The following is a 15985-nucleotide window of genomic DNA, read 5'->3' as shown; positions in this document are numbered from 1 at the left end:
TCCGCTCAGCGTGGGCGATTCCGCTGCGTAGTCTCGAAGTGGAATTACTCACCGTACGAGACGGGACAACCGTCGGTCAGCGAGCGGCTTCCCGCCGGTCTGGCAGGTGGGGCAGTACTGGAGGCTGGAATCGGCGAACGACACCTCACGCACAGTGTCCCCGCACACCGGGCAGGGCAGCCCGGCGCGGGCGTGCACCTTCAGCCCGGAACGCTTCTCGCCCTTCAGCTCCGCGGCCCGCTGGCCGAGGGACCGTTGGACAGCGTCGCCGAGGACCTGCCGGGTGGCCGCGTGCAGTGTGGCGATCTGGGCGTCGGTGAGCCGATCGGTGATCGCGAACGGGGACAGCTTCGCGGCGTGCAGGATCTCGTCGGAGTACGCGTTGCCCACCCCGGACAACACCGACTGGTCGGTCAGCACCCCCTTGACCTGCCCCCGCCGGCTGCGCAGTCGCTCCGCGAAGGTGGGTAGGTCGGCGGCCAGCGCGTCCGGGCCCAGCTTGACCACCCCGGGCACCGCCGCCAGGTCGGTGACCAGGTACGCGGCCAGCTTCTTCTGGGTGCCGGCCTCGGTGAGGTCGAAGCCGGAGCCGTCGTCCAGGCGGACGCGCAGCGCGATCGGCCCCTTTCCGGGACGCAGCGGGGTGGTGGCCGGGAACGCCTCCCGGTAGTGCAGCCAGCCCGCCCGGGCCAGGTGGACCACCAGGTGCAGGTCGCCCTCGAAGAGCACGTCGAGGAACTTGCCGTGCCGGCTGGCATCGACAACCGCCCGGCCGGCGACCGCTGTCGGTGCCGGTTCGTACGTCTTCAGGGCGCTGATCGCGGCGATCTCCAGTCGATCGACGCGCCGGCCCACCGCGCGCTGTCGCAGATAACCCGCGAGCGCCTCAACCTCCGGTAGTTCGGGCACGACTCAACGGTAGCCTTCTTTCCCGTGAGAATCGTGGTGGCGCACAACCGGTACCGGGAAGCCCAACCCTCCGGCGAGAACACCATCGTCGACTCGGAGATCGCTCAGCTCACCGCCGCTGGCGTCGAGGTGCTGCCCTTCATCCGGAGTTCCGACGAGATCCCGTCGATGTCGAAGGTGGCGAAGGCGCTGCTGCCGATCTCGCCGATCTGGGCTCCGCGCGCCCAGCACGACCTGAGCCGGCTGCTCACCGAGCACCGGCCGGACGTTCTGCACCTGCACAACCCGTACCCCCTGCTGTCGCCCTGGGTGGTGCGGACGGCGCACCGCCACGGCGTGCCGGTGGTGCAGACGGTGCACAACTACCGGCAGGTCTGCTCGTCGGGGATCTACTTCCGGGACGGCGTGATCTGCCAGGACTGCAAGGGCCGGGCGCTGGGGGTGCCGGCGATCAAGCATCGCTGCTACCGCGACTCGGCGGCGCAGAGCGCGCTGATGGCGACCACCCTGGCCGTGCACCGGGGGACCTGGCGGTCGGTGGATCGGTTCGTGGCGCTCACCTCGGCCATCGCCGACCACCTCCGGGACTACGGCATTCCGGACGAACGGATCGTGGTGAAGCCGAACTCCGTCCCCGACCCGGGTCGGCCGACGCCGATCGGCGACGGGTTCGTCTACCTGGCCCGACTCTCCCCGGAGAAGGGCGTCGACCTGCTGTTGAACGCCTGGCGGCGCCATCCGGTGGGTGCCCTCGGCACGCTCCGCGTGGCGGGCGACGGTGAGCTGCGCCCGCTGGTGGAGGCCGTCGCCGCCGAGCGACCCGACGTGGTCTACCTCGGTCAGCTCGACCGGGCCGGGGTGCGGGCGGCGGTCGAGGCGAGCGCCGTGGTGATCGCCGCCTCGATGTGGCACGACGTGCTGCCGACCGTGATCATCGAGGCGTTGGCGAGTGGCCGACCGGTGCTCGGCACGGCGTTGGGCGGCATCCCGTACCTGGTCGGCGCCGACGCCCCCCACGAGCCCGCCGGCACCGGCCCGGCCGCTGTCGCCTCCGCCGTCGTCGGCGGTGGATCTCCCATGCCCGCCGGCATCGGGACGGGCGAGGCCGGCTGGGTGGTCGCGCCGGAGGTGGACGCGCTGGCCGCCGCCCTACCTGTCGCCCGAGCCGGCGCGGCCGGACTGGCTCCGGCCGCCCGCGCCCGCTATGAGCGCACCTTCCACCCCGACGTGGTCACCAAGCAGCTCATCGACATCTACGCCGGCCTGGCCCGAACCCCTAACCACGTCTAACCCCGCGCGTCGCCCCCGCTCGCGCCCGCGCGCTGTGCCCCGCGCGCCGTGCGCCGCGCGGCCGCGCGTCATGATCGCGCTCGATCCAGGATGTAGTGGCATCCGGCCGCTTTGAAGCCACTTCATCCTGGATCGAGTGCGATCTTGGGGGCGGGCGGGCACCCGGGGGCGCGGGCGGGTGGGGTCAGCGGAGGGAGGCGCGGGCGGAGAAGGCGATGCTCGCGAGCAGGAAGCCGCCGTTGACGATGGTGAACGCGACAATCACCCAGAGGACCAGCGCGGGAGCCACGGCGAGCACCAGGGCGGCCACGAAGACCACTGCGCCGTAGTCGCGGACCAGCTTCACGAGGCGCACCGGCAGCGAGGTCGAGGTGACCATGCTGGCGGCGTTCGGGCCGGCCTGCATCACCGAGGTCACCAGGTTGACCATCCAGGTCCCCGCGAACGTCGCCACCAGCCAGGTCGGGGTGGACGGCTGCTGCGCCACGGCGGTGGCGGCCAGCGCGGCGACAAGGGCGATCTGCGCCGCCACGTCGCAGAGCACGTCGACCCGGGCCCCGGCCGCACTGCCCTGCCCGGTCACCCGGGCGAGCTGCCCGTCGGCGCAGTCCAGGGAGTACGCCACCTGCCAGCCGACCAGGGCGAGCAGGCCGACCACCCAGGCCGGTACGTCGCCGGCGGCCACCGGGCCGGCGAGCGCCACCACGGTGACCGAGGTGGCCAACCCGAGCACCAGGTTGGTCATGGTCAGCGCCGTGGGACGCAGGCCGAGGCGCTGGGCGACAACCGCGAAGACGGCGCCCAGCCACTGGCTGATCGACTCGCTGAACAGGCCGCCGCCCCGGTTTACCCGGTGGAAGTCGGCGACGGTGGGACGGGGGTCAGCCAAGCTGGTCGCGGATTGCACCGGCGTAGTCTGCCAGCCGCTCCCGCGTCTCGGTAGGAGACAGCGCCAGGTGTTCGAGGATGGTGTACCGGTCCGGTCGGGTACGCGGGGCGAACTGCACCGCCTCCACGAACTGGTCGTCGGTGAGCGCCACCTCGGCGGGAAGTCGGGGCAGACCGTGCCGGGCCAGGCAGGCCGACATCTCCCCGAAGCGACGCAGGTCCCCGCGCAGCCAGGTGCAGAACAGCGCACCCAGCCCGGCCAACTCGCCGTGCGAGGCGGTGCCGGGGAAGAGCGCGTCGACGGCGTGCATGATCTCGTGACAGCCGCCACTGCACGGGCGGCTGGTGCCCTCGATGGCCATGGCCAGGCCGCTGGAGATCAACGCTTCGGCCAGCACTGTGACGAAGGCGTCGTCGGCCATGTCGCCCGGGTGGTTGAGCACCGCTTCGGCGCCCGCCCGGGACAGCGAGGCGGCGAGCCCGTCGAACGGTTCGACGCGTACCCGGCGGGCCAGCTCCCAGTCGGCCAGCGCGCTGATGTTGCTGATCACGTCGCCGATGCCGGCCCGGTTGTGCCGGTCCGGGCCGCTGTCCACGAAGTCCAGGTCGACGATCACCGCGATCGGGATGTGCACCCCGTAGGAGCCCTTGATCCCGTCGGTGATGAGGCTGGCCACCGGGGAGGCGATTCCGTCGTTGGCGAGGCTGGTCGCCACCGACACCATCGGGAGCCCCCGGCGGGTCGCCGCGTACTTGGCCACGTCGATGGTCTTGCCGCCACCGATCCCGACGACCGCGTCGTACGACCGGGCGCGCAGTTTGCCACCGAGGTCGTCGGCGGCGTCCAGCGTGCCCCCGGAGACGGTGAACACGTCGGCCGTCCGCAGGGACGGTCGGATCAGCTCCGCGATCTGGGCGCCCTGACCTGGGCCGACCACCACCGCGACGTCACCGCCGGCGGAGATCCGCCCGTCGGCCAGGATCGCGCCCAGGTCGGCCACCGCCCCACGTCGCACATCGATGTGCAGCGGGGTGAGGACGCTCCGAGCTAGTAGCGGCACGCGATCTCCCGTGCGCGGGCCAGGTCGGCGTGGTTGTCGACCTCGACCCACGGGACGTCACCGATCGGTGCCGCCCGTACCTCCCCGCCGCGGTCGGAGAACTCCTGGTAGCCGTCCTCGTAGTAGAGGTTCGGGTCCCGTCGCCAGGTCGCCTCCAGCGCGTCGGCGAGGGCGTCGGCCACCTGCGGCTCGATCAGCGTCGCGCCGATGTACTCCCCGTACGCCTCGCCCGGATCCATGATCTTGGTGATCCGGGTGAGCTGGCCGGCGGCGTCGAAGGTGGTCTTCATCTCCTCCTCGGCCAGCGGCTTCAGCGTGTCCACGGCGAGCAGGATGCCCGGCCCGCGCTCGGCGAGGAGCGTCTTCTCGATGCTCACCGGGTGCACGGTGTCGCCGTTGACAAGCAGCACCCCACGGGCGAAGTACTCCCGGGCCAGCCAGAGCGAGTAGGCGTTGTTCCACTCCTCGGCCTTGTCGTTGTGCACCAGGGTGAGCGTGACCCCGTACCGCTTCTCCAGGTCGGCCTGCCGCTCGCGGACCGCGTCCGCCGCGTAGCCGACCACGATCACGATGTCGGTGAGCCCGACCTCGGCGAGGTTGCCCAGCGCGATGTCCAGGATCGTGGTGTCGCCGTCCACCGGCACCAACGCCTTGGGCAGGGTGTCGGTGTACGGGCGCAGCCGGCGTCCTGCTCCGGCCGCGAGCACCATTCCGATCATCGCGACATCCTCCCTCGTCCTGGTCCCCGTCACCGCTGGAGGATAGCCCCGGCCGGCCCCGCCGCTCCGGCCAACCGGGTCAGCCGGGCAGTGCGGCCAGGTCGGCGAGCATGGTCAGCCGCTCGTCCGCGCTGAGCACGGAGTACGGGCCGGCGGCCCGTCGGTCGGTCTCCAGCTCGATGGCGAGCCGCTCGGGCCCGGCCGGCAGGGCGGCGATGCTGGACGCGGTGTGCCCGGCCGCCGCCCAGGCGTCGGCGTGCGCGTCGGCGCGGTGGTAGCGCAGCGTGCCGAGCCGGTTGAGCAGCAGCACGCCCGACGGGGTGCCGTCCGGCTCGTGGGGAGGCGCCATCGCGGTGAAGGCCGAGCCGCCCCGGTCGCCCTCCTCGTCGGCCAGCACCAGGGCGTACGACAGCAGCCGGCCGAGCACCGCGACCAGCCGGGACACCCGCTCGTCGTGCCCGGCCCACAGTTCCTCGGTGACCTCCGCGTGCACCTGGTACAGCTCGGTGAGGAAGGCCGTGCCCCGCTCGGTGGCGCAGAGCGCGCCGTCCGGGCGGCGGTGGAGCATCCCGTGCGCCACCTGTTTGTCGACGCTCCGGCGGCTGACGACCGGATCCCAGTACCTGGTGATCGCCGCGAATCCCGGGCCGTCGACAGTGCCGCCCGGCGCGGCCAGGCGGGTGCGCAGGTCCACCAGGAAGCCGTTGGCGGTCGGCCCGCCGTACCGCTGGCTCAGCTCGGCGCCCCCACCGTCGCGGCCGGCCAGCATGCCGGCGCGGAAGACCCGGTCCACGGCCGGGGCGAGCAGCCCGGCGACGCGGTGCGGCGCCAGTTCGACGGTGTTCACAGACCGATCGACCGCAGGAGCGCGAAGCCCTCCTCCGCGATCCGCCGGATCAGCCCGTCGTTGACGTCGCGGTGTTCGTCAAGCACTGTCACCTCGTGCTCGGCCAGCCAGCGGAACTCGGTGTGCTTGCCGGCCTCCAGCGCCGGGCGGTCCAGGTCACCGTCGACCCGGACCAGGAAGTCGTACTCGACGCGGGCCAGGCCGTCGTCGCCCACGTAGCGGTACTCGCCGACCGGGCCGAGGACGTGCGAGAGGAACCAGCCGGTCTCCTCGGTGATCTCCCGGCGGAGCGCCTCGTCGATCTCCTCGCCCGGCTCGAGGTGGCCGCCGACGATGTCCCAGCAGTCGGGGAAGAGGCGTCGGTGCGGTGAGCGGCGCTGGAAGAAGATGCGGCCGTCGTGGTCGACGATCAGCGCGCCGGCGCAGCGCAGGGGCTCGGTGGACACGGTCCGACAGTAGCGAGCGTCCGCTGGTACGGCGATGTTCGGTCTTGTCCCGGAAACATCCACGGACGACCATGTCCGTACCGAAGGCCACCGTCCCAAAGGAGTGATGGGTGATGCAGGTACGGGATGCCATGTCCAGCCAGGTTCTCGTCGTCGGTCCGGAGCACACGCTCCGTCAGGCGGCCCGGATGATGTCGGCCCGTGGTGTCGGGTCGGCCGTCGTGATCGACCCGGATTCCGAGGGGGTCGGGATCATGACCGAACGCGACGTGTTGAAGGCGATCGGCGCCGGCCTGGACTGCGACGTGGAACGCACCGGGGCCCATCTGACCTGGGACGTGGTCTACGCGGGGCCGGAGTGGACGGTGGCCGAGGCGGCCGCGGCCATGGCCCGTGGTGGATTCCGGCACCTTGTGGTGTTGGACGGTCGCGAGGTGGCCGGGGTGATTTCCGTCCGGGACATCATGCGGGTCTGGGCGGAGAGCCAGGTGACCGCCACGACCTGAGCCGCGCCAGGTGTGCCAGGCCGGATCGACGGGTAAGGATTCCCTGCGGGCGCGGAGATGCCGTGGCTCGCGAGGGAGGGCCCGATGCGTGACGCGGAGCGCCTGGTCGAGCAGCAGTACGCCATGCTCCTGCGTCGGGATGTGGCCCGTCTACCGGATCTCTACGCCCCGGAGGCGTTCTACGCCATGCCGGGTGTGACGGTCCGCCCGATCGAGCTGCCCGCGCTGCTGCGCACCTGGACCGGCGCCTTCCCGGACCTGCGGGTGGACCCGCTCGGCGCGGTCCGTACGGGCGGCGGGGCGGCCGTCGAGCTGCGCCTGAGCGGCACCCACACCGGCACGCTGCACTCGCCGTACGGCACCGTCGCGCCCACCGGTCGACAGGTGAGCTGGGAGGTGGCCGACGTGGTCCGGGCTCGTCAGGGTCGGATCACCGCCTGGCGTTCCTACTTCGACTGGAGCCAGCTCCTCGACGCGCTCGGCGTGCAGTTTGACGGGCTTTCCCGGGTGGCGCACCACGACGCGCTCGCACTTCCGGTCTGATCTGACGCCGACCGGTGGAGTCGGGTCACCCGTCCCGGTGGCTCAGGATGCGGACATCGCCGTGCCGTCCGCGCGTCCCCCGCCGCCGCCCGTACGCTCAACATCCATGACCGCCGAGCAGTTGATCTCCTTTGCCCGTGGGGCTCCCTCGCTGGACATCGTCGATGTCGAGGGGCTCAAGGCCGCCGCCGTCCGCGCCTTCGACGCCGACCCCGCGGGGGTCACGGCGTACGGCACCTCCGTCGGTTACCTTCCGCTGCGGAAGTGGATCGCCGACAAGCACGGCGTCCAGGCCGACCAGGTGCTTGTCACAAACGGGTCGCTCCAGGCCGACGCGTTCCTCTTCGACCACCTGGTCCGCCCCGGCGACGCGGTGGTGGTGGAACGCCCGACGTACGACCGGACGCTGCTCAACCTTCAGAAGATGGGCAGTGAGCTGCACGGCATCTCCGTCCAGCCGGATGGGCTCGACACCGCCGAGCTGCGCAAGCTGCTGGAGTCCGGGGTCCGGCCCCGGCTCGCGCACGTCATTCCGAACTACCAGAACCCGGCCGGCATGACCCTCTCGCTGGAGAAGCGTCGGGAGTTGCTCGACCTGGCCGCCGAGTACGAGTTCACGATCTTCGAGGACGACCCGTACGCGGACATCCGGTTCCGTGGCGAGGCGTTGCCGTCGATGCTCTCGCTGGACACCCGCAACGTGGTGGTGCACGCGTCGAGCTTCACCAAGACGGTCTGCCCGGGTGTGCGGGTCGGTTACCTGGTCGGTCCGGCGGACCTGATCGCCGACATCGCCAAGAACGCGACGAGCCTCTACATCTCGCCGGGCATGGTGTCCCAGGCGATCGTGCACGAGTTCTGCGTCTCCGGTGACATCGACCGCTCGATCGAGACGGTTCGGGCGGCGTTGGGCGAGCGGTCCCGGGTGCTCGCCGAGTCGCTGCGCCGGCACCTGCCGCAGGCGCGCTTCGTGGAACCGGACGGCGGCTACTTCCTCTGGGTCGAGTTCCCGGAGGACGTGCTCGTCGATCGGCTCGCCCCGGCGGCGGCCGAGCGTGGGGTCGCCGTGGTCAAGGGCAGCGACTTCGTGCTGGACGGTGGGCGGCACGCCCTCCGGTTGGCCTTCTCGGCGGTGACCGCCGACAAGATCGACGAGGGCGTTCGGCGGCTCGCCGAGGCCGTCGAGGCGGTCCGTAGCTGAATTGACTGTCGGGTTCCCGACAGAACGACGACGCCGGCCGTCTCGGGGCTCCCGCCCGGGGCGGTCGGCGGCCCACAATGCTGCGAGCGTCACCCACCAGCTGTTGCGGAGGTCACCACGGCCTCCGGGCCGGCCGCGACCTGGGTGCCGCGACAGCACAACCTCCCGCCCCCACAGGCGCCGGGTGGGCCGTGTCGTCCCCGCACACCCCCCGATGCGGCCCGGCCCGCCCGGCGCCGCCCCCACGCGACCGCCGTCACAGGTGTCCGGGACCGCGGTCGGCGTAGCCTGCAAGCCGCAGCCGAGCGTGGGAGGTGACGCGATGACGGATCGGACAGAGCGGGACCGGACGGCACCGCCGACCACCGGTCGGGTACTGCGGCCCCGAGCGTGGCCCTCCCCGGTCCGGGCGATGACCCGGATCCTCAACGCCGACGGCTCCCCGCCCGTGCCGACGCCCACCGGCACCGGCCGCAGCGCCGTTGTCGACTGCGCCCTTTACATCGACGGCAAGCGGCAACCCGGCGACTGGACGTACGCCGACGCGCTGACCGCGGCCCGCCGCGAGGAACACGGCTTCGTGTGGATCGGCCTGCACCAGCCCGAGTTGACCGAGATGACCGCCATCGCGGAGACCTACGGTCTGCACGAGCTGGCCGTCGAGGACGCGGTCAAGGCCGAGCAGCGCCCGAAGCTGGAGCGGTTCGGCGACGTCGTCTTCCTGGTGCTGCGTACCGCGCGGTACTGCGAGCACGCCGAGCTGACCGAGAACTCCGAGGTCGTGGAGACCGGGCAGGTGATGCTCTTCATCGGCCCGAACTTCGTGATCAGCGTCCGACACGGCGATGCGTGCCGGCTGGCCCCGATCCGTGCCGACCTGGAGACCAAGCAGGATCTGTTGCTGCAGGGCCCGTGGGCGGTGGCGTACGGGGTGACCGACCGGGTGGTCGACCTCTACCTGGAGGTGGCCGAGCAGATCGAGGACGACCTCGACGTGCTGGAGGCGGAGGTCTTCGACCGGCAGGGCCACGGGCGGATCCAGCGGATCTATCAGATGAAGCGGGAGCTTGTGGAGTTCAAGCGGGCGGTGGTGCCGTTGCAGCGGCCACTGATGACGCTGACCTCCCAGGTCAACCGGGACGTGCCCAAGGAGATCCGCAAGTACTTCCGGGACGTGCAGGACCACCTGAGCCGCACCGTGGAGCAGGTGAACTCCTACGACGACCTGCTGAACTCGATCCTCCAGGCGCGGCTGGCCCAGGTCACGGTCGACCAGAACAACGACATGCGCAAGATCGCCGCCTGGGCGGCGATCGCCGCGGTCTGGACCTCCATCGCCGGCGTCGAGGGCATGAACTTCGACAACATGCCCGAGCTGAAGATGACGTACGGCTATCCGGTCGCCCTGGCCCTCATGCTCGGCGTCTCGCTGGCCCTCTACCGCTGGTTCCGCCGCAACGGCTGGCTCTGACCGCGCGGCGACAGCTCCCGGACCGCTCCGGGACCGCTCCGCGGCCGGACCGGCGCTGTGATCCACTCGGCTTCCGTGAAGTCGGGCCATCCCACAGCCCCGGACACCCCGATCTCCTTGAAGCCGAGTGGATCTTGCGAAAGCCCCGCTTGACGTGGGAGCGCCGGCGCGCGGGGTGGTCCCGCGTCGCCGGCGCTCGATGCGCTGTCGTCGGGTCAGCGACGGCCGTTGGTGCGGGCGGTGTCCTTGCCCAGCGCCTTGGTGAGGTCGTCGGTCGGCCGACCGGAGACGTCCGTGGCGCCCTCGGCGACCGACGGGACCTTGTCCGTCGGACGGGTGCTTGTCTGCTTGGCCGGGCTGGCGGTGCTCGCGCTGGAGCCGCCGGCCACCGCCGAGCTGCCGGCGCCGGTCATGCCCGCCGCGCCGGTCATGGCCGCCCCGTCGGTCCCCTTCGGGGCGGACGGCGTGCGCACCTCGATCGAGTCGACCTCGTCACGCATCGGCTCTAGGTTGCGGGTCGGGTCGTACTCGGCCCACTCCTGCTGCTCCCGGCGGCGGCGCATCGCCACGGCGCCGGCCAGGCCGGCGACGACACCCGCGGCCAGCAGGCCGGTCATCATCGAGCCGCGCCGGCGCGGCTGCTTCTTCTTACCGGTGATCCGCATGGTCTTCGACTTGGCCTTCCTGGTCAGCGGCCCTGCCTGCGCGGCGCCGTCACGGGCCGCCGCGGCCAGCGGTGCCAGCGTGGTGAGTGTCGTCCCCCAGCCGGTCGACGCCTGGTCGCGAACCCTCGCCGCCGCCGGCCCGACGTAGCCCCGGGCCACCTGGACCCGCGGACCGACGGTCGCGCCAGCACCCTTCGCGGCGTGGTTGGCTGCCTGCATCAGGTGGCTGATGCTCTGGTTCAGCTCGGCCTTGGCCAGCTGTCCCTGGGACTTACGCCGCCCGAATCCAAACACGGTCCTACCTCCTGGGAGTTGTTCCTTCGTCATCCTCCACCTTCGGATGCCTCCGCGATGCCAGATCGGGCACATGGGAGGATCCGCATGGAACTGACCAACGAGTGAGGAGTACCCGTGGCCGAGGCTGTCTACGCCACCCTGCACACCAACGCTGGCCCGATCCGGCTGGAGCTCTTCCCCAACCACGCGCCGAAGACCGTCCGCAACTTCGTCGACCTGGCCGAGGGCAACCGTGAGTACACCGACCCGCGCACCGGTCAGCCGGGCAGTGGGCCGTACTACGACGGCACCATCTCGCACCGGGTGATCAGCGGATTCATGGTCCAGATGGGCGACCCGACCGGCACCGGTCGGGGCGGACCGGGCTACAAGTTCGCCGACGAGTTCCACCCGGAGCTCCGCTTCGACCGTCCCTACCTGCTGGCGATGGCGAACGCCGGACCGGGCACCAACGGTTCGCAGTTCTTCATCACCGTGTCGCCGACGCCGCACCTGAACAACCGGCACACCATTTTCGGGCAGGTCGCCGACGAGCAGTCGGTGAAGGTCGTCGATTCGATCGCGAGCACCCCGACCGGTCCGAGCGACCGTCCGCTCCAGGACGTCGTCATCGAGCGGGTCGAGATCGAGCGGTCTGCTTCCTGACCGACCGGCGAGGTACCTTTGCTCGCATGATTGAGCGCTCCGGAGCACCGCACCGGCCGGCGTCGGTGGTTCGCGCGGTGGACGGAGGGGTGGCCCGGTGAGCGAGTCTCCGCCGACCACCCCGGTCTGCTACCGGCACCCCGGCCGGGAGACCTACGTCCGGTGCACCCGCTGCGACCGGCCGATCTGCCCGGACTGCATGCGGGAGGCGTCCGTCGGGCACCAGTGCCCGGAGTGCGTCAACGAGGGGCGTCGCAGTGTCCGGCCGGCGCGTACCGCCTTCGGTGGCGGTACGGCCGGCCGGCACGGCTATGTCACGAAGGCGCTGATCGCCGCGAACGTGCTGTTCATGGTGCTCTCCGTCATCTCCGACGGCGGTGGGGACTCGATAGCGGGCGGCAGCGGCTTCGGCGGGCTGGTCGGCGGCGAGACGCCGCTCACGCTGTGGGGCGGGGTGCTCGGCTACGCCTCGTACGTCCCGTTCGGTCCGGTGCACGGGGTCGCCGCCGGTGAGTGGTACCGCCTGGTCACCGCCATGTTCCTGCACTACGGCGTGATCCATCTGCTGCTCAACTCGTGGGCACTGTGGGTGCTCGGTCGGGAGTTGGAGGCGGTGCTCGGTCGGGTGCGCTTCCTCGCCCTCTACCTGATCGCGGGTCTCGGCGGCAACGTCGCGGTCTTCCTCTTCACCGCACCCAACCAGACGCCGACCGTCGGCGCGTCGACGGCCACGTTCGGGCTCTTCGCCGCGATCTTCGTGATCATGCGACGCCTCGGCCACGACACCTCGTCGATCGTGCCGATCCTCGTCATCAACCTGGTCTTCACCTTCACCGTGCCGAACATCTCCGTCGCCGGGCACCTGGGTGGGCTGGTGGTCGGCGCGTTGATGGCGTTGGTGCTCGCGTACGCGCCACGTGGTCGACGCACGTTGGTGCAGGTGGTCGGCGGGGCGATCCTCCTGCTGGTCCTGCTGGGCCTGGTCCTCGGCCGCACCGCCTACCTGCTCGGCTGACTCATCCGGTCGGGTCCCGGCGGGCGGCACGCAGCTCGGCGGCCACCTCCTCCGGTGTAGCTCCCAGGTCGTACCGGCCGAAGAGGTGCAGCGAGTCGCCCGCGTCGATCTCCAGCGTCTCGCTTGTCAGCCCCATCCGTGCGCGACGGTCCACGGCGATCGCCTCGACCGTCGACCAGGGCAGCGACCGGCGGCCCGCGAACCCGTGGATCACGGTGAGCCCCGCCGAATCCACCGCCAACCGGACCGGCGCGACCAGATCGCGTACCGCCCAGCCGGACAACATGGCGGCGGCCAGGACGGCCACCACCAGCCGGACCGGGTCGCCGTCGGCGAAGAGCAGCCCGAGCGCGACAAGCAGTGCCGCGCCGACCAGCTTCACCGCGGGCAGGGTCGCCGGCACCCGCCACTGTCGCACCGGGGGATTGTCGTCCACCCGCCCAGCATGCCAGCGACGGCCGGGTGCCGGGGTGCGGCATCTCGACGGCTGGTCGGCTGACCGGTCCCGGGACGACGTAGGATCGGGGCCAGCCCACGTTACCGGGGAGTAAACATGAGTGACGCGGTCATCGTCGGCGCGGTACGCACCCCGGTCGGGCGGCGCAGGGGCAGCCTCGCCAGCGTCCACCCCGTCGATCTCTCGGCGCACGTGCTGCGCGCCCTCGCCGAGCGCACCGGCATCGACCCGGTCCAGGTCGACGACGTCTTCTGGGGCTGTGTGTCCCAGGTCGCCGAGCAGTCCTGGAACGTCGCCCGCATCGCGGTGCTCGCCGCCGGCTGGCCCGAGACGGTGCCCGGGACGAGCCTGGACCGGCAGTGCGGCTCCAGCCAGCAGGCACTGCACTTCGCCGCCGCGACGGTGCTCTCCGGCCAGGCCGACCTGGTGGTCGCCGGTGGCGTGGAGTCGATGACCCAGGTGCCGTTGGGCACCGCCAGCGCCTCCGGCGGCACGCCGTTCACCGACCAGGTGCGCGCCCGCTACCGGGGCGTCGACGGCTTCGCCGACGACGCGCACCTGCCGTTCAACCAGGGTGTCGGCGCCGAGCTGATCGCCCAGCGGTGGCGGCTCTCGCGTCCGCAGCTCGACGAGTATTCGCTGGCCAGCCACGAGAAGGCGGCCGCCGCACAGGATGCCGGCGCGTTCGACCCGGAGATGACGCCGGTGCCGCTCGCCGATGGCGGCAAGTTCCTCGCCGACGAGGGCATCCGCCGCGACACGTCCCTCGACAAGCTCGGCGCGCTGGCCACCCCGTTCCGCGCCGACGGTGTGGTGACCGCCGGGTCCGCGTCCCAGATCTCCGACGGCGCCGCGGCCCTCGCGGTGACCACCTCGGAGTGGGCCAGCCGGCACGGCCTGCGGCCACTCGCCCGGATCCACACCGCGGTCGTCGCCGCCGCCGACCCGGTCACCATGCTCACCGCGCCCATCCCGGCCACCGCGAAGGCGCTGCGCCGCGCGGGGCTGGGCATCGAGGAGATCGGGGTGTACGAGGTGAACGAGGCGTTCGCCTCGGTGCCGCTGGCGTGGCTGGCCGAGACCGAGGCGGACCCGGAGCGGCTCAACCCGCGCGGTGGGGCGATCGCCATCGGTCACCCGCTCGGCGGTTCCGGTGCCCGGATCATGACCACCATGCTCCAGCACATGCGGGACAACGGGATCCGGTACGGACTGCAGACCATGTGCGAGGGCGGCGGCATGGCCAACGCGACGATCGTCGAGCTGGTCTGACGGTGCGGGCGGAAAACGCCTCGCCCGGCCCGGGGAGTGCCGCCTAGGGTGCCCAGCGTGACGACGATCGCGGGTGAGCGCGTCCCCGACTGGTCCAGCGAGCGGTGGCAGGCGCGGGCCCGGTCCTGGGTCGACGCGCAGTTGAGCCGGGCCGGCCGCCGGGTGACCGGGGCGGTGGAGCCGCGGGTGCGTCCGTGGTCGTTGGTCTGGCGGGTGCCGACCGACGACGGCCCGGTCTGGTTCAAGGCCAACAACCCGGGCACCGTGCACGAGGCGGTGCTTGTCGCGACGCTCGCCCGGCTGACGCCGGAACGGGTGCTGACCCCGATCGCGGTGGACCCGGCGCAGGGCTGGTCGCTGCTGCCCGACGGCGGCGAGTCGTTGCGCGACGTGCTGGCGCGCGACCCCGACCTGGCCCACTGGGAGCGGGCGCTGCCCGGGTACGCGGCGCTCCAACGGGCCACCGCGCCGCGCGCCGACGAGCTGGTCACTCTGGGCGTGCCGGACCACCGCCCCGAGGTGCTGGCCGGGCTGCTCGCCGAGCTGCTCGACGATCGCGAGTCGCTGCTGATCGGCGCGGAGGGCGGGCTCAGCCCGGAGCTGCACGAGCGGCTGCGGGCGGAGCTGCCGTCGTACGCCGAGCGGTGCCGGCGGCTCGCCGACATCGGCATCCCGGCCACTGTGCAACACGACGACCTGCACGACGGCAACGTCTTCGCGGCTGCCGACGGCTACCGCTTCTTCGACTGGGGCGACGCTTCGGTGGCGCACCCGTTCGGCACGTTGCTGGTGACCCTGCGTTCGATCCGGTACGCCACGGAGCTGGCGGCCGACGACGTCCGGTTGGCCCGGTTGCGCGACGCGTACCTGGAGGCGTGGACCGACAGGTACGACCGGCGGACCCTCGTCGAGGCCGCCGACCTCGCGATCGACCTGGGGGCGGTGAGCCGGTCGCTCTCCTGGCGTCGGGCCCTGGACACCGCCGAGGAGTCGCGGGCCGAGTACGCCGACGCCGTTCCCGGCTGGCTGGCGGAACTGTTCGCTGCCAGTCCGCTCACTACCGACTCCTGACCATGATCCGTCCACGTCGGAAATCGGACAGGCAGTGCGACCTGCCGCGTGGAACTTCCAAAAAAACGTCGTGACCCACGTCACCCCGCCGGGGGCGTCGTTGGGCAGGTCATGGACGTCTTCTCCCGAACGTTCCTCCCGGCCGCCGCCGAGGCTGGCCTGGCCGTGCAGACCGTGAGCCGGCACATGCCGGTCTTCCGGCGCTGTGTCGGCTCCGGTGACGCCACCATCCTGGTCACCCGTTGCAGCCGCCCCGACCGCCCGGTCACCGGCGACTACCTACTCCTGCTCACCCATCGTCGGCTCGTGGTGACCCAGCAGACCCGACTGCTCCACCGGCTGCGTCTGCACCTCAACACCGAGTTACGCGAGCTGAGCAACGTCACCTGGAGCCCGGACCCCCGACTGCACTCGGTCGAGATGGCGGCCACCGCGATCGACGGGATCCGCGAGCGGTTCCTCATCCGCACCAGCCACCCGAAGCAGGTCTGGCAGCTCGACGCGCTGCTCAACCAGGCGTTCCGGACCCGCCTGCGGCCGCCCGGCGCGCGGGTCGTCGCCAGCATCGGCGACACGCCATCCGTCGCGCGACCCGGGGTGTACGCCCCGTCCCGGTGAGCTGACACCCGACCGGGCTTACCGCACCTTTACCGAACTCGAACACACGCCGATCGCCCCGAGC

General features: G+C 71.7%; 18 protein-coding genes. 10 read left to right on the top strand and 8 right to left on the bottom strand.

Annotated elements, in window-relative coordinates; genetic code table 11:
- Positions 1 to 48 precede the first annotated feature (48 nt).
- Entirely contained in the window at positions 49 to 909 is an 861-nt protein-coding gene (locus tag ACQPWW_RS33835) for an Fpg/Nei family DNA glycosylase (protein ID WP_433127846.1), read from the bottom strand.
- 24 nt (positions 910 to 933) lie between these two features.
- Here ACQPWW_RS33835 and ACQPWW_RS33830 point away from each other — a divergent pair, with 24 nt between their 5' ends.
- Positions 934 to 2199 carry a glycosyltransferase family 4 protein gene (locus ACQPWW_RS33830; RefSeq protein WP_433127845.1) on the top strand — a complete coding sequence of 422 codons (1266 nt, stop codon included), beginning with the start codon at positions 934 to 936 and terminating at the stop codon, positions 2197 to 2199.
- A gap of 184 nt (positions 2200 to 2383) precedes the next feature.
- Here ACQPWW_RS33830 and ACQPWW_RS33825 read toward each other — a convergent pair whose 3' ends face one another.
- The 5 genes from ACQPWW_RS33825 to ACQPWW_RS33805 form a co-directional block, all read right to left on the bottom strand.
- The gene (locus ACQPWW_RS33825; protein ID WP_433127844.1) at positions 2384 to 3106 is read right to left on the bottom strand and encodes a CDP-alcohol phosphatidyltransferase family protein; all 723 of its coding nucleotides are present in this window, start codon (positions 3104 to 3106) and stop codon (positions 2384 to 2386) included.
- The gene (locus ACQPWW_RS33820; protein ID WP_433127843.1) at positions 3081 to 4148 is read right to left on the bottom strand and encodes an iron-containing alcohol dehydrogenase family protein; all 1068 of its coding nucleotides are present in this window, start codon (positions 4146 to 4148) and stop codon (positions 3081 to 3083) included. The genes ACQPWW_RS33825 and ACQPWW_RS33820 overlap by 26 nt, the downstream gene beginning before the upstream one ends.
- Complete coding sequence (locus ACQPWW_RS33815) at positions 4136 to 4867, bottom strand: sugar phosphate nucleotidyltransferase (protein WP_433134742.1); 732 nt, start codon at positions 4865 to 4867, stop codon at positions 4136 to 4138. The genes ACQPWW_RS33820 and ACQPWW_RS33815 overlap by 13 nt, the downstream gene beginning before the upstream one ends.
- Positions 4868 to 4946: 79 nt before the next feature.
- Complete coding sequence (locus ACQPWW_RS33810; protein WP_433127842.1) at positions 4947 to 5714, bottom strand: hypothetical protein; 768 nt, start codon at positions 5712 to 5714, stop codon at positions 4947 to 4949.
- Positions 5711 to 6160 carry an NUDIX hydrolase gene (locus ACQPWW_RS33805; protein ID WP_433127841.1) on the bottom strand — a complete coding sequence of 150 codons (450 nt, stop codon included), beginning with the start codon at positions 6158 to 6160 and terminating at the stop codon, positions 5711 to 5713. The genes ACQPWW_RS33810 and ACQPWW_RS33805 overlap by 4 nt, the downstream gene beginning before the upstream one ends.
- 113 nt (positions 6161 to 6273) lie before the next feature.
- On the opposite strand from ACQPWW_RS33805, the gene ACQPWW_RS33800 reads away from it, so the two are divergent.
- The 4 genes from ACQPWW_RS33800 (at position 6274) to corA (ending at position 9881) form a co-directional block, all read left to right on the top strand.
- A complete protein-coding gene (locus ACQPWW_RS33800) occupies positions 6274 to 6666 on the top strand; it encodes a CBS domain-containing protein (protein WP_433127840.1) in 393 nt (130 codons plus the stop codon).
- Between the two features lie 84 nt (positions 6667 to 6750).
- The gene (locus tag ACQPWW_RS33795) at positions 6751 to 7209 is read left to right on the top strand and encodes an ester cyclase (protein ID WP_433127839.1); all 459 of its coding nucleotides are present in this window, start codon (positions 6751 to 6753) and stop codon (positions 7207 to 7209) included.
- A 106-nt stretch (positions 7210 to 7315) separates the two neighbouring features.
- The gene (locus tag ACQPWW_RS33790) at positions 7316 to 8410 is read left to right on the top strand and encodes a PLP-dependent aminotransferase family protein (protein ID WP_433127838.1); all 1095 of its coding nucleotides are present in this window, start codon (positions 7316 to 7318) and stop codon (positions 8408 to 8410) included.
- 322 nt (positions 8411 to 8732) lie between these two features.
- On the top strand, positions 8733 to 9881 hold the full coding sequence (gene corA, locus ACQPWW_RS33785; RefSeq protein WP_433127837.1) for a magnesium/cobalt transporter CorA: 1149 nt from the start codon (positions 8733 to 8735) through the stop codon (positions 9879 to 9881).
- 215 nt (positions 9882 to 10096) lie between these two features.
- On the opposite strand, the gene ACQPWW_RS33780 is transcribed toward corA, so the two are convergent.
- Entirely contained in the window at positions 10097 to 10873 is a 777-nt protein-coding gene (locus ACQPWW_RS33780; RefSeq protein ID WP_433127836.1) for a hypothetical protein, read from the bottom strand.
- A gap of 84 nt (positions 10874 to 10957) precedes the next feature.
- Between ACQPWW_RS33780 and ACQPWW_RS33775 the strand changes: the two genes are divergently transcribed.
- Together ACQPWW_RS33775 and ACQPWW_RS33770 are read left to right on the top strand one after the other, a co-directional pair.
- The gene (locus ACQPWW_RS33775; protein WP_203119037.1) at positions 10958 to 11488 is read left to right on the top strand and encodes a peptidylprolyl isomerase; all 531 of its coding nucleotides are present in this window, start codon (positions 10958 to 10960) and stop codon (positions 11486 to 11488) included.
- 97 nt (positions 11489 to 11585) lie between these two features.
- Positions 11586 to 12503: a rhomboid family intramembrane serine protease gene (locus ACQPWW_RS33770; RefSeq protein WP_433127835.1), complete on the top strand. Its 918-nt coding sequence runs from the start codon at positions 11586 to 11588 to the stop codon at positions 12501 to 12503.
- A gap of 1 nt (position 12504) precedes the next feature.
- On the opposite strand, the gene ACQPWW_RS33765 is transcribed toward ACQPWW_RS33770, so the two are convergent.
- Positions 12505 to 12939 (bottom strand): PH domain-containing protein, encoded by a 435-nt coding sequence (locus ACQPWW_RS33765; protein WP_433127834.1) that lies wholly within the window; start codon positions 12937 to 12939, stop codon positions 12505 to 12507.
- A 117-nt stretch (positions 12940 to 13056) separates the two neighbouring features.
- On the opposite strand from ACQPWW_RS33765, the gene ACQPWW_RS33760 reads away from it, so the two are divergent.
- The 3 genes from ACQPWW_RS33760 to ACQPWW_RS33750 all read left to right on the top strand — a co-directional run bounded on the left by ACQPWW_RS33760 (position 13057) and on the right by ACQPWW_RS33750 (position 15921).
- Positions 13057 to 14232 (top strand): thiolase family protein, encoded by a 1176-nt coding sequence (locus tag ACQPWW_RS33760; protein WP_433127833.1) that lies wholly within the window; start codon positions 13057 to 13059, stop codon positions 14230 to 14232.
- Positions 14233 to 14289: 57 nt separating this feature from the next.
- Positions 14290 to 15303: a phosphotransferase gene (locus ACQPWW_RS33755; RefSeq protein WP_433127832.1), complete on the top strand. Its 1014-nt coding sequence runs from the start codon at positions 14290 to 14292 to the stop codon at positions 15301 to 15303.
- A gap of 111 nt (positions 15304 to 15414) precedes the next feature.
- On the top strand, positions 15415 to 15921 hold the full coding sequence (locus ACQPWW_RS33750; RefSeq protein ID WP_433127831.1) for a hypothetical protein: 507 nt from the start codon (positions 15415 to 15417) through the stop codon (positions 15919 to 15921).
- Positions 15922 to 15985: the final 64 nt, after the last annotated feature.

Source organism: Micromonospora sp. CA-240977, assembly GCF_050942285.1.
GTDB lineage: Bacteria > Actinomycetota > Actinomycetes > Mycobacteriales > Micromonosporaceae > Micromonospora.
Note: the sequence above shows the minus strand (reverse complement) of the source record. Positions and strands in the feature narration are given on the sequence as shown.